This window comes from Leisingera sp. G5_S3_59_S7 (assembly GCF_054968485.1).
The window spans coordinates 36,642-49,541 of record NZ_JBQKUH010000015.1 but is presented as its reverse complement, the minus strand read 5'-3'; the positions used below and the strand labels follow the sequence as shown (position 1 = coordinate 49,541).

The 12,900-nt window shown below is 61.9% G+C and carries 8 protein-coding genes; 1 reads left to right on the top strand and 7 read right to left on the bottom strand.

Translation table 11 applies throughout. The features are described from left to right. Positions 1 to 11: 11 nt before the first annotated feature. On the bottom strand, positions 12 to 482 hold the full coding sequence (gene rpsG / locus ACTRWG_RS09240; protein WP_027236237.1) for a 30S ribosomal protein S7: 471 nt from the start codon (positions 480 to 482) through the stop codon (positions 12 to 14). Positions 483 to 497: 15 nt separating this feature from the next. Beyond that, positions 498 to 869, bottom strand: coding sequence for a 30S ribosomal protein S12 (gene rpsL, locus ACTRWG_RS09235; protein WP_005621086.1), 372 nt, complete (start codon positions 867 to 869; stop codon positions 498 to 500). A 387-nt stretch (positions 870 to 1,256) separates the two neighbouring features. Between rpsL and ACTRWG_RS09230 the strand changes: the two genes are divergently transcribed. Beyond that, entirely contained in the window at positions 1,257 to 2,063 is an 807-nt protein-coding gene (locus ACTRWG_RS09230) for a putative rhamnosyl transferase (protein ID WP_027236236.1), read from the top strand. Between the two features lie 5 nt (positions 2,064 to 2,068). On the opposite strand, the gene ACTRWG_RS09225 is transcribed toward ACTRWG_RS09230, so the two are convergent. The 5 genes from ACTRWG_RS09225 to rplJ all read right to left on the bottom strand — a co-directional run bounded on the left by ACTRWG_RS09225 (position 2,069) and on the right by rplJ (position 12,744). Then, a complete protein-coding gene (locus tag ACTRWG_RS09225) occupies positions 2,069 to 2,944 on the bottom strand; it encodes a DMT family transporter (protein ID WP_462829241.1) in 876 nt (291 codons plus the stop codon). Positions 2,945 to 3,085: 141 nt separating this feature from the next. After that, positions 3,086 to 7,330 (bottom strand): DNA-directed RNA polymerase subunit beta', encoded by a 4,245-nt coding sequence (gene rpoC, locus ACTRWG_RS09220; protein WP_027236234.1) that lies wholly within the window; start codon positions 7,328 to 7,330, stop codon positions 3,086 to 3,088. A 54-nt stretch (positions 7,331 to 7,384) separates the two neighbouring features. Next, entirely contained in the window at positions 7,385 to 11,521 is a 4,137-nt protein-coding gene (gene rpoB / locus ACTRWG_RS09215; protein ID WP_027236233.1) for a DNA-directed RNA polymerase subunit beta, read from the bottom strand. Positions 11,522 to 11,770: 249 nt separating this feature from the next. Continuing rightward, positions 11,771 to 12,145, bottom strand: coding sequence for a 50S ribosomal protein L7/L12 (rplL, locus tag ACTRWG_RS09210; RefSeq protein ID WP_027236232.1), 375 nt, complete (start codon positions 12,143 to 12,145; stop codon positions 11,771 to 11,773). Between the two features lie 80 nt (positions 12,146 to 12,225). Beyond that, positions 12,226 to 12,744 (bottom strand): 50S ribosomal protein L10, encoded by a 519-nt coding sequence (rplJ, locus tag ACTRWG_RS09205; RefSeq protein ID WP_027236231.1) that lies wholly within the window; start codon positions 12,742 to 12,744, stop codon positions 12,226 to 12,228. Positions 12,745 to 12,900 lie beyond the last annotated feature (156 nt).

Sequence of the window (12,900 nt, the reverse complement as noted above, 5' to 3'; positions counted from 1 at the left end):
GGTCCTCTAGCTTACCAGCGGTAATGGCTGAAGGCTTTGTTCGCCTCGGCCATCTTGTGGGTGTCTTCGCGCTTCTTGACCGCGGTGCCACGGGACTGGACGGCGTCCAGCAGCTCGCCAGCAAGGCGCTCTTCCATGGTGTTTTCGTTGCGGTTGCGTGCGGCAGCGATCAGCCAGCGGATGGCCAGCGCTTCGCGGCGCTCGGGGCGGACTTCAACCGGAACCTGGTAGGTTGCACCACCAACGCGGCGCGAGCGAACCTCGACCGACGGCTTAATGTTGTCCAGTGCTTCGTGGAACACTTCAACCGGAGCGCGCTTGATCTTGGTCTCAACGCGGTCAAAGGCGTTGTAGACGATACGCTCTGCGACCGACTTCTTGCCGTCGATCATCAGGTTGTTCATGAATTTGGTCAGAACGCGGTCGCCGAACTTGGCGTCGGGCAGGACTTCGCGCTTCTCTGCGGCGTGACGACGGGACATCTCGCTCTCTCCTTCTTACTTAGGACGCTTCGCGCCGTACTTCGAGCGGCGCTGCTTACGGTCTTTAACGCCCTGGGTATCCAGAACACCGCGCAGGATGTGGTAACGGACACCCGGAAGGTCTTTTACACGGCCGCCACGGATCAGAACCACAGAGTGCTCCTGAAGGTTGTGGCTTTCACCGGGGATGTAGGAGATCACTTCGAAACCGTTGGTCAGGCGCACCTTCGCAACTTTCCGCATAGCGGAGTTCGGCTTCTTCGGGGTGGTGGTGTACACGCGGGTGCAGACGCCGCGCTTCTGCGGGCACTGCTCCAGGTGCATGGACTTCGAGCGTTTAACTTTCGGCTGCCGCGGCTTGCGGATCAGCTGCTGGATCGTGGGCATTCCGGTATATTCCCCGTTTCGCAACACATGTGTCATGCACGCCGGCGCGTGCGGGTGAAATCGCTGCACTTATGCGTCCACAAGCGCAAAAACCGCAATCGCTCCCATTCCGAGGTGAGACGACGCGGTGAGTTTACAGAGGACCCGGGTGGTAAAAGTGCCCAGGCCTTGAGCCACTGCAATTTTGAATTCGGCTTGCGGAGACGCACTCCGGGTGCCGGATAGCCGCGCGTATATGGGGAGTCGCGCAGGTTGTCAACAGCAGGCGGGCGTACGGCCCCTTCCCCGGCAGCCTGTGCCCCATGGCTGGCCCGGCGCACGCTTGCCAGGGAATGGCGCACCCGGCATAGTTGCCGCACACGCCTTTTTCATGAAACGGATTTCAGAATGCAAGTCATCGGATTGTGCCGGTTTTCCTATCCGGCGCTTGGCGGATTCCAGGTCGGGCATGAAACCGTGGAAGAGCGCATTGCTTACCTCTATGCCGAAGAACGGTTGGAAGAACGCTTCCGGCTGTTCGAAACCATTGCCCTGCCCTGTTTGAAAGAGCAAACCGACCAGGATTTCGACCTGATTCTGGTGACTGGCGACAGCCTGCCCCGGGCGCACAGAGACCGGCTGCACGACCTGACCGCTGGCATGCCTCAGGTGCAGATCCGCGCCGAACCGCCGCGCCGCCACCGCGATGTGATGAAGGAGCTCATTAACCAGGCGCGCCGGGATCACGACCAGCCCTGCCTGCAGTTCCGCCATGATGACGACGACGCGGTGTCGGTCGATTTCGTCGAGCGGCTGCGCGCTGTTACCGAAGACTGCCGGCCGCTGATGCGCAAAAACAGGAGCGTGGCCATTGATTTCAACAGGGGCTTCATCGCGCAGGCCGGCCCGGAGGGTATCGCGGCAGCGGAGGGCGTGCACCCCTATTTCGCGGCCGCTCTGGGCATGCATGTGCGCCGGGGCTGCCCGCTGACGATCATGAATTTCGGGCACCACAAGATCAACCGTTTCATGCCGACGGTTACGCTCACCGATGCACCGATGTTCGTGCGCACCCATAACCGGTTCAACGATTCACGGGACATAGACGCATGGCAGCCCGGCCTAAAGCCGCTGACGCCGGAACAGGCGGGCGAGTTTGAGGCCCGCTTTGCGATCCGGACAAGCCATGTGAAGGTGGCCTTCGGCAGCGGGTGAGCGGCTCAGGCCCGCAGCTTGCGCGCCTGGCGGCGTTCCCGGTAGAGCGTGAACATCCCTGCCCCGGCGACAATCGCGGCCCCGGCAATCGTCAGCAGATCCGGCCACTCGCCGAATACCAGCCAGCCCAGGATCAGCGCCCAGACCAGTCCGCTGTAGCGGAATGGCGCAATCGCGGCGATCTCGCCCACCCGCATGGTCATCACCGAGCACAGGTAACCGGCAAAGATGAACAGGGCAGCTCCCATCAATGCCAGCCACTCGAAGCTGCCCATCGGCTGCCACTCCACGGCCGCCGAGGACGCAAGCCCAAAGACAAGCACCGAGAGCGAAGAGGCCAGGGTCACTGTCATCGACGGCACCTCGGGCGGCATCCGCCGGGTGACCAGGTCGCGGGCTGTAATGCAAGCCACCGCCGCCAGCGCATAAAGGCTGCCGTCGGTGAAACCATCCGGCCCGGGGCGCACGATCAGCAGCATCCCGGTAAAGCCTGCGGCAATCGCCGCCAGCCGCCGCCAGCCCACGGGTTCACGCAAGAACAGCGCCGCGCTCAGGGTCACCGCCAGCGGCAGCACCTGCAGCAAGGCCGTGACATTGGCAATCGGCATCAGCATCAGCGCGGTCAGGAACAGATAGGTGGCCGCCACCTCCGCGGCGCCGCGCAAACCGATCATCCCCCAGGCCCGGCCCGGCAGCCGCAGGCGGAGACCGCCCAGCCGGCGGGCCAGAAGATAGATCAGGAAACTAGCGGCAAGGCCGCGGATGGTCAGGATCTGCGGCAGCGGCAGCGCGCTGCCGGTCAGCTTAATCAGCGCGTCGTTGAAGGTATAGGCCGCCATCGCTGCCGTCATCAGCAGCGCCCCGGTCTGATTTGCGGTCATCGCCGCACCTTTGCCGTTGCCCGCAGCCTGCTGTCCATTCCTGCGCCCTCCCTGCCCGGCAACAGATAGCCCCGGCAGCGGAAATGAAAAAGCCCCCGCACCGGTGGTGCGGGGGCTTTTCCTGATCTCATGTGCCTTGGCTTAGTCGCGGCTTTCCGGGGTTTCGACCAGGATATCCGCTTCGTCGCCGCCCATCACGTCCTCGTCCATCACCGGTGCGGCCAGGGCCGCAGCGGCTTCGGCTTCCTCGCGGCGGGCTTCCAGAACCACGTTGTCGCGGCCCTGTGCAATCGAGCGCACAGCCTGGGTGGCACCGCCGGTGCCGGCCGGGATCAGGCGGCCCACGATGACGTTCTCCTTGAGGCCGACCAGCTTGTCCTTCTTGCCCTGCACCGAAGCCTCGGTGAGAACGCGGGTGGTCTCCTGGAAGGAGGCCGCCGAGATGAAGGAGCGGGTCTGCAGCGACGCCTTGGTGATGCCAAGCAGGATCGGTTCGCCCTGAGCCGGACGCTTGCCGCGGGCCAGCGCCTTTTCGTTGGCGGCGTCGAACTCCTGCTTGTCCACATGCTCGCCTTTCAGCAGTGTGGTTTCGCCGGAGTCCGAGATCTCCCACTTCTGCAGCATCTGGCGGACGATCACCTCGATGTGCTTGTCGTTGATCTTCACACCCTGCAGGCGGTAGACGTCCTGGACCTCGTCGATCATGTAGTTCGCCAGAGCCTCGACACCCATGATGGACAGGATGTCATGCGGCGCCGGGTTGCCGTCCATGATGTAGTCGCCCTTCTGGACAAAATCACCTTCCTGAACCGGAATGTGCTTGCCCTTGGGCACCATGTATTCGACGGGCTCCATAGACTCGTCCGAAGGCTCGATCGAGATGCGGCGCTTGTTCTTGTAGTCGCGGCCGAAGCGCACGTAACCATCGATTTCGGCGATGATCGCGTGATCCTTCGGACGGCGGGCTTCGAACAGTTCCGCAACGCGCGGCAGACCACCGGTGATGTCCTTGGTCTTGGCGCCTTCACGCGGGATACGCGCAACAACGTCGCCTGCCATGATCTGCTGGCCGTCTTCGACCGACAGAATGGCGTCCACGGACATCGGGTAGGTCAGCGGGTTGCCCGCATCGCTGCGCACCGGTTCGCCGTTGCCGTCAACCAGAATGATTTCCGGCTTCAGGTCAGAGCCCTTCGGAGCCGCACGCCAGTCGATCACGATCTTCTGGGTCATGCCGGTGGCTTCGTCGGTCTCGTCACGGACGGCCAGGCCCGAGACCAGGTCCACGTATTTCGCGGTACCCGGCTTCTCGGCGATGATCGGCAGGGTATAGGGGTCCCATTCGAACAGTTTGTCGCCGCGGGCCACATTCTGACCTTCCTTGACGAACAGTTTGGAGCCGTAGCCCAGCTTGTGGCTGGCGCGCTCTTCGCCGTGCTCGTCCTGGATGATCAGCTTCATGTTGCGGCCGACAACCAGGGTCTCGCCATTGGCGTTCTCCAGGGTCTGCGGCATCTCGAAGACGATCTTGCCTTCCTGGGACGCTTCCAGGAACGACTGCTGGCCGCCCTGAGCAACGCCGCCGATGTGGAAGGTCCGCATGGTCAGCTGGGTGCCGGGTTCGCCGATCGACTGCGCCGCGATGATGCCGACAGCCTCGCCGGTGTTCACCTGAGTGCCGCGGGCCAGGTCACGGCCGTAGCACATGGCGCAGACGCCCTCTTCGCTTTCACAGGTCAGCGGCGAGCGGATGCGGGTCGACTGCACGCCGGCCTCTTCCACTGCGTCTGCCATCCGTTCGTCGATCAGCTGACCGGCGGCAACCACGATCTCCTCGGTGCCGGGGCGCTTGATGTCATCCGCAGCCACACGGCCCAGGATGCGTTCGGCCAGCGAGGCTACCACTTCGCCGTCGTTGATTGCCGCTTCCGCGGTGATCGCACGCTCGGTGCCGCAGTCGTGCTCGCGCACGATGCAGTCCTGCGCCACGTCCACCAGACGGCGGGTCAGGTAACCCGAGTTCGCCGTCTTCAGCGCGGTATCCGACAGACCCTTACGGGCACCGTGGGTCGAGTTGAAGTACTCGAGAACAGTCAGGCCTTCTTTAAAGTTCGAGATGATCGGAGTCTCGATGATGTCGCCGTTCGGCTTGGCCATCAGGCCGCGCATACCGCCCAGCTGCTTCATCTGAGTAACCGAGCCACGCGCACCGGAGTGGGCCATCATGTAAACCGAGTTCGGTTCCATCACGGCGCCATTCTCGTCGCGCTTGTCAGCGGAGATGGTGCCCATCATCGCTTCGGTGACCTTGTCGTTACACTTCGACCAGGCGTCGACAACCTTGTTGTACTTTTCGCCCTGGGTAATCAGGCCGTCCATGTACTGCTGTTCAAAGTCTTTCACCTGATCGCGGGTGTCATCCACGATGGTCCATTTGGTGTCCGGGATCACCATGTCGTCCTTGCCGAAGGAGATGCCGGCCTTGAACGCTTCGCGGAAGCCCATGGTCATGATCTGGTCACAGAAGATGACCGACTCCTTCTGGCCGCAGTAGCGGTAGACGGTGTCGATGACCTGCTGCACTTCTTTCTTCCGCAGCAGGCGGTTGACCAGCTCGAAGGGCGCCTTGGCGTTCTTCGGCAGCAGCGCTCCCAGGCGGACACGGCCCGGGGTGGTCTCAAAACGCTTGAGAACCTCGTTGCCTTCCTCGTCGATCTGGGTGATCCGCGCGGTGATCTTGGTGTGCAGATGCACTTCGCCGGCGTCCAGCGCGTGCTGAACTTCGTCGATCGTGCCAAAGATCTTGCCTTCGCCCGGCATGCCTTCGCGTTCCAGGGTCAGGTAGTAAAGACCCAGGATCATATCCTGCGAGGGAACGATGATCGGCGCGCCGTTGGCGGGCGACAGAACGTTGTTCGTGGACATCATCAGGACGCGCGCTTCCAGCTGGGCCTCAAGGCTCAGCGGGACGTGCACAGCCATCTGGTCGCCGTCGAAGTCTGCGTTGAACGCCGAGCAGACCAGCGGGTGCAGCTGGATCGCCTTGCCTTCGATCAGCGTGGGTTCGAACGCCTGGATGCCCAGACGGTGCAGCGTCGGTGCGCGGTTCAGCATCACCGGGTGCTCGCGGATCACCTCATCCAGGATATCCCACACTTCGGGACGCTCTTTCTCGACCAGCTTTTTCGCCTGCTTCACGGTGCTGGAAAGGCCCTTGGCCTCCAGACGCGAGTAGATGAAGGGCTTGAACAGCTCCAGCGCCATCTTTTTGGGCAGGCCGCACTGGTGCAGCTTCAGCTCGGGGCCAGTCACAATCACCGAACGGCCGGAGAAGTCGACGCGCTTACCCAGAAGGTTCTGGCGGAAGCGGCCCTGCTTGCCTTTCAGCATGTCGGACAGCGATTTCAGCGGACGCTTGTTGGCACCGGTGATGACGCGGCCACGGCGGCCGTTGTCGAACAGCGCATCCACGGATTCCTGCAGCATCCGCTTTTCGTTGCGGACGATGATGTCCGGCGCGCGCAGTTCGATCAGCCGCTTCAGGCGGTTGTTCCGGTTGATCACGCGGCGGTACAGGTCATTCAGGTCGGAGGTCGCAAAGCGGCCGCCGTCCAGCGGAACCAGCGGGCGCAGTTCCGGCGGGATGACCGGGATCACGGTCATGATCATCCATTCCGGACGGTTGCCCGATTCCAGGAAGGATTCCACGACTTTCAGACGCTTGATGATCTTTTTGGGCTTCAGTTCGCCGGTCGCTTCGGCCAGTTCGGCACGCAGCGTTTCGGCTTCCGATTCCAGGTCGATCTGGGCCAGCATGTCACGGATTGCCTCAGCGCCGATGTTGGCGGTGAAGGCGTCCATGCCATATGCATCCTGAGCGTCCATGAACTCTTCTTCGGTCATCATCTGACCATAGCTCAGGTCGGTCAGGCCCGGCTCGATGACGACGTAGTTTTCAAAGTACAGAACCCGTTCCAGGTCGCGCAGGGTCATGTCCAGCATCAGGCCAATGCGGGACGGGAGCGACTTCAGGAACCAGATGTGCGCGACAGGTGCGGCCAGCTCAATGTGGCCCATGCGCTCGCGGCGCACTTTCTGCAGGGTGACTTCGACGCCGCATTTTTCACAAACGACGCCGCGGTACTTCATCCGCTTATATTTGCCGCACAGGCATTCGTAGTCTTTGATCGGGCCAAAGATCCGGGCGCAGAACAGGCCGTCGCGCTCGGGCTTGAAGGTCCGATAGTTGATGGTCTCAGGCTTTTTGATTTCGCCGTAGGACCAAGACAGGATCCGTTCCGGGCTGGCCAGCGAGACTTTGATTTCATCAAAGACTTTCGGCGGAGTCAGCGGGTTGAACGGGTTGTTGGTGATTTCCTGGTTCATTTTGATACCTCAAATCTTGCGGAAGGGGGGGAACGGGAGAAGGGCGCGGGGCCCTTACTCCTCAACCTCCGCATCCAGGAGTTCCATATTCAGGCCGAGGCCGCGGACTTCTTTCACCAGAACGTTAAACGATTCCGGTACGCCCGCTTCAAAGTTGTCCTCGCCCTTGACGATCGATTCATAGACCTTAGTCCGGCCTGCAACGTCATCCGATTTCACGGTGAGCATCTCCTGCAGGGTGTAGGCGGCGCCATAGGCTTCCAGAGCCCAGACTTCCATCTCACCAAAGCGCTGACCGCCGAACTGCGCCTTACCGCCCAGCGGCTGCTGGGTAACCAGCGAGTACGGGCCGGTGGAACGCGCGTGGATCTTGTCGTCCACCAGGTGGTGCAGCTTCAGCAGGTACTTGATGCCGACGGTGACCGGACGCGCGAACTGCTCGCCGGTGCGGCCGTCGAACAGGATCGACTGGCCGGACTGGTCAAAGCCCGCACGCACCAGGGCGTCGTTCACATCGTCTTCCTTGGCGCCGTCAAATACCGGGGTCGCAATCGGCACACCACGGGACACGTTGCCTGCGGCTTCAACCAGAGCAGCTTCGGACATGTTGGCAATGCCCTCGTCATAGACATCGTCGCCATAGGCGTGGTGCATCGCTTCACGGACCGGGGTCAGGTCGCCGGAACGGCGGTATTCCTGCAGCGCCTCGTCCACCTTGATGCCGAGGCCGCGCGCGGCCCAGCCCATGTGGGTTTCGAGGATCTGACCGACGTTCATACGCGACGGCACGCCCAGCGGGTTGAGGCAGAAGTCGACCGGGGTGCCGTCGGCGAGGAACGGCATGTCCTCCATCGGCACAACTTTCGAGATCACACCTTTGTTGCCGTGACGGCCGGCCATCTTGTCGCCCGGCTGCAGCTTGCGCTTCACGGCGATGAAGACTTTGACCATCTTCATCACACCCGGCGGCAGGTCGTCGCCGCGGCGGACCTTCTCGACCTTGTCCTCGAAACGGGCATCCAGGGCGCGCTTCTGCGCCTCGTACTGCTCGTTCAGGGCCTCGACCACCTGAGCGTCCTGCTCGTCTTCCAGCGCCAGCATCCACCACTGGCCGCGGGACAGGGAGTCCAGCAGGTCCTCGGTGATTTCGGTGCCGGCACGCACGCCTTTCGGGCCTTTGACGGCCACTTTGCCCAGCAGCATGCCGCGCAGGCGGGCATAGATGTTGCGGTCCAGGATCGCCAGTTCGTCGTCCCGGTCACGGGCCAGACGCTCGACTTCCTCACGCTCGATCTGCAGCGCACGCTCATCTTTTTCCACACCGTGGCGGTTGAAGACGCGCACCTCGACCACGGTGCCGTAGTCGCCCGGCTTCACGCGCAGCGAGGTGTCGCGCACGTCCGAAGCCTTCTCGCCGAAGATGGCGCGCAGCAGCTTCTCTTCCGGGGTCATCGGGCTTTCGCCCTTCGGGGTGATCTTGCCGACCAGAATGTCGCCCGGCTCCACATCGGCGCCGATGTAGACGATGCCCGCCTCGTCGAGGTTGCGCAGGGCTTCCTCGCCGACGTTGGGAATGTCGCGGGTGATTTCTTCCGGCCCCAGCTTGGTGTCACGGGCGGCAACTTCGAATTCCTCGATATGGACCGAGGTGAAGACGTCGTCACGCGCGATGCGCTCGGAGATCAGGATGGAGTCTTCATAGTTGTAGCCGTTCCACGGCATAAACGCGACGACCACGTTCTTGCCCAGAGCCAGTTCGCCCATGTCGGTCGACGGACCGTCGGCGATGACTTCGCCCTTGGTCACGGTGTCGCCCACCTTCACCAGCGGACGCTGGTTGATGCAGGTGTTCTGGTTCGAGCGCTGGAACTTGCGCATGCGGTAGATGTCCACGCCCGCGTCGCCCAGTTCCAGGTCCTCGGTGGCCCGGATCACGATACGCTGCGCATCGACCTGGTCGATGATGCCCGCGCGTTTCGCCTGGATGGCCGCGCCGGAGTCGATCGCAACCTTCTCTTCGATGCCGGTGCCGACCAGCGGCGCCTCTGCGCGCAGCAGCGGAACCGCCTGACGCTGCATGTTCGAGCCCATCAGAGCGCGGTTGGCGTCGTCGTTTTCCAGGAACGGGATCAGCGAGGCCGCAACCGAGACCAGCTGCTTGGGGCTGACGTCGATCAGGTCAACGCTTTCGTTCGGCGCCAGGGTGTAGTCACCCGACTGACGGGTGGACACCAAGTCGTTGATGAACTTGCCGTTCTCGTCCAGGGACGCGTTCGCCTGCGCCACGGTGTGGCGCATTTCCTCAGTGGCGGACATGTAGTGGACCTCGTCGGTCACCTGTCCTTCTTTCACCACGCGATAGGGCGTTTCGATGAAGCCGTACTTGTTGACGCGCGCAAAGGTCGCCAGCGAGTTGATAAGACCGATGTTCGGGCCTTCCGGAGTCTCAATCGGGCACATCCGGCCATAGTGGGTCGGGTGCACGTCGCGGACCTCAAAGCCTGCACGCTCGCGGGTCAGGCCGCCCGGGCCAAGCGCCGACAGGCGGCGTTTGTGGGTGACTTCCGACAGCGGGTTGGTCTGGTCCATGAACTGGGACAGCTGCGAGGAGCCGAAGAATTCACGCACGGCAGCAGCTGCCGGTTTCGCGTTGATCAGATCCTGCGGCATCACGGTGTCGATCTCGACGGAGGACATCCGCTCCTTGATCGCCCGCTCCATGCGCAGAAGGCCGACGCGGTACTGGTTTTCCATCAGCTCGCCGACGGACCGCACGCGGCGGTTGCCGAGGTGGTCGATGTCGTCGATATCGCCGCGGCCGTCGCGCAGGTCAACCAGCGCCTTGACACAGGCGACAATGTCTTCTTTGCGCAGGGTGCGCTGGGTGTCCTCGGCGTCGAGCGCCAGGCGCATGTTCATCTTCACGCGGCCAACGGCGGACAGGTCATAGCGCTCAGAGTCGAAGAACAGGGTGTCGAACAGTGCCGACGCGGCCTCGACGGTGGGCGGCTCGCCCGGGCGCATCACACGGTAGATGTCCATGAGCGCGCTTTCGCGGGTCCGGTTCTTGTCCTGCGCCATGGTGTTGCGCATGTAGGGGCCGACGTTGACGTTGTCGATGTCCAGCACCGGGATGTCGGTGATGCCGGCATCCAGCAGCTCTTTCAGGGAGCCGCCGATCAGTTCGCCGTCCTTGTCGTATTCGAGGGTCAGTTCATCGCCGGCCTCGACGTAGATCGCGCCGTTGTCTTCGTTGATGATGTCCTTGGCGACGAACTTGCCGACGATGTGCTCAAAGGGCACCAGCAGCTCGGTGATGGTGCCTTCCTCGATCATCTTCTTAACCGCGCGCGGGGTGACTTTCTTGCCCGCTTCGCAGATGATCTCGCCGGTGGCAGCGTCCACCAGGTCATAGGTCGGGCGGGTGCCGCGCACACGCTCGGGGAAGAAGGGTGTGACCCAGCCGCGGGACTTCTCAAGCTTGAAGTTGACGGTGTTGTAGTAGGCATCCATGATGCCTTCCTGGTCCAGGCCCAGGGCGTACAGCAGGGTGGTCACCGGCAGCTTGCGGCGGCGGTCGATACGGGCAAAGACGATGTCTTTGGCGTCGAATTCGAAGTCGAGCCAGGAGCCGCGGTACGGGATGATGCGGCAGGCAAACAGCAGCTTGCCCGAGGAGTGGGTCTTGCCCTTGTCGTGGTCGAAGAACACGCCCGGCGAGCGGTGCATCTGGGACACGATCACGCGCTCGGTGCCGTTCACAATAAAGGTGCCGTTCGGGGTCATCAGGGGCATGTCGCCCATGAAGACGTCCTGCTCCTTGATGTCCTTCACCGACTTGGCGCCAGTGTCCTCGTCGACATCAAACACGATCAGGCGCAGGGTGACCTTCAGCGGCGCGCTGTAGGTCATATCGCGCTGCATGCACTCTTCGACGTCGTACTTAGGCTTCTCGAAGGAGTACTTCACGAACTCCAGAACGGAGGTCTCGTTGAAGTCCTTGATCGGGAAGACCGACTGGAACACACCTTTGATGCCTTCGCCGTCAAGCGGCTCGACGTCATCGCCGGAGCGCAGGAACAGATCGTAGGAGGATTTCTGCACCTCAATGAGGTTTGGCATTTCCAGCACTTCGCGGATTTTGCCGTAGTATTTACGTAGACGTTTCTGGCCAAGGAACGATTGAGCCATGTCAGATGTCACCTTTCGAGTTCTCACCGGTCAAGGATGCCGCCGGGCCCCGGCACCTTGCCCATACGAGACAGCGTGTTCGGATCAATTCATGGCCACCGTCCCGAATGGCGGCCTCCCGATCCCTTGAACCTCGCCTGAAAAAGCGCCCCTTACCCAAGGCCCTTTTTAAGACAGGTTAGGCTGGGCCCGGAAAACTCCGGACCCAGCCAAATTTCCGATGCATCTGGAATGCACCAGAGGCAGGACTTAGGCCAGCTCGACTTCGGCGCCAGCTGCTTCCAGCTTGGCTTTGATGTCTTCTGCTTCGGCTTTGTCGATGCCTTCTTTGATTTTGCCGCCTGCTTCGACCAGCTCTTTGGCTTCTTTCAGGCCCAGGCCGGTGATGCCGCGAACTTCTTTGATCACATTGATCTTGGAAGCGCCGGCGTTCTTCAGAACGACGTCGAATTCGGTCTTTTCTTCTTCAGCTGCACCGCCGGCGTCGCCGCCAGCTGCCATGACAACTGCGCCGCCTGCTGCGGGCTCGATGCCGTATTCGTCTTTCAGGATGGTTTTCAGTTCTTGTGCTTCCAGCAGGGTCAGACCCACGATGCTTTCTGCGAGTGCTTTCAGATCAGCCATTGTATCAGCTCTTTCCGTTTACAGTATGTGTGTTCCAACGTGCGGGACATGCCCCACGCCAGTCATTCAGTGCCAACCGCTTACGCAGCTTCCGCCTTCTCTTCGATGGTCGAAAGGATGCTTGCGATGTTGCTTGCAGGTGCGCCAATCGCGCCGGCGATGTTGGAAGCAGGTGCGCCAATGCAGCTTGCGATCTGAGCGATGAGCTCGTCGCGGGACGGCATTTTCGACACGGCTTCGACACCGGCACGGTCCAGAGCATTCTCACCCATTGCGCCGCCAAGGATCTCAAACTTTTTGTTATCCTTGGCGAAACCCTCGGCCACCTTGGCGGCGGACACGGGGTCTTCGGAATAGGTCAGAACGGTCATCCCTGTCAGCAGGCCGGCCATGCTTGCACACGGCTTACCCTCGAGGGCGATTTTGGCGAGCCTGTTCTTGGCAACACGCACGGAGCTGTTCGCGTCACGGGCACGTGCGCGCAGATCCTGCATCTCGGCAACTGTCAGACCGGCGTAGTGAGCAACCACCACGACGCCAGAGCTTTCGAAGATCTGGCCGAGTTCCTCGACCACTTTCTCTTTCTGGGCTCTATCCACAGTTCTCTCCAAGTTAGGGATGCTTACACACCCCGGCTCATATTTGCCGGCTCAAATGAACCGGCGTTCAGGTCCGTTTTACGGGATGAGCCAAATCCGCCCGAGGGATTGAAAACCCCCGATCTTCTTGGTCTGTACCCGTCTCAGGAGGGAAAT

Coding starts and splice junctions, on each gene's coding strand:
- rpoB (WP_027236233.1), bottom strand. CDS start 11,521: ATGGCTCAATCGTTCCTTGGCCAGAAACGTCTACGTAAATACTACGGC.
- ACTRWG_RS09225 (WP_462829241.1), bottom strand. CDS start 2,944: ATGACCGCAAATCAGACCGGGGCGCTGCTGATGACGGCAGCGATGGCG.
- rplL (WP_027236232.1), bottom strand. CDS start 12,145: ATGGCTGATCTGAAAGCACTCGCAGAAAGCATCGTGGGTCTGACCCTG.
- rpoC (WP_027236234.1), bottom strand. CDS start 7,330: ATGAACCAGGAAATCACCAACAACCCGTTCAACCCGCTGACTCCGCCG.
- ACTRWG_RS09230 (WP_027236236.1), top strand. CDS start 1,257: ATGCAAGTCATCGGATTGTGCCGGTTTTCCTATCCGGCGCTTGGCGGA.
- rpsG (WP_027236237.1), bottom strand. CDS start 482: ATGTCCCGTCGTCACGCCGCAGAGAAGCGCGAAGTCCTGCCCGACGCC.
- rpsL (WP_005621086.1), bottom strand. CDS start 869: ATGCCCACGATCCAGCAGCTGATCCGCAAGCCGCGGCAGCCGAAAGTT.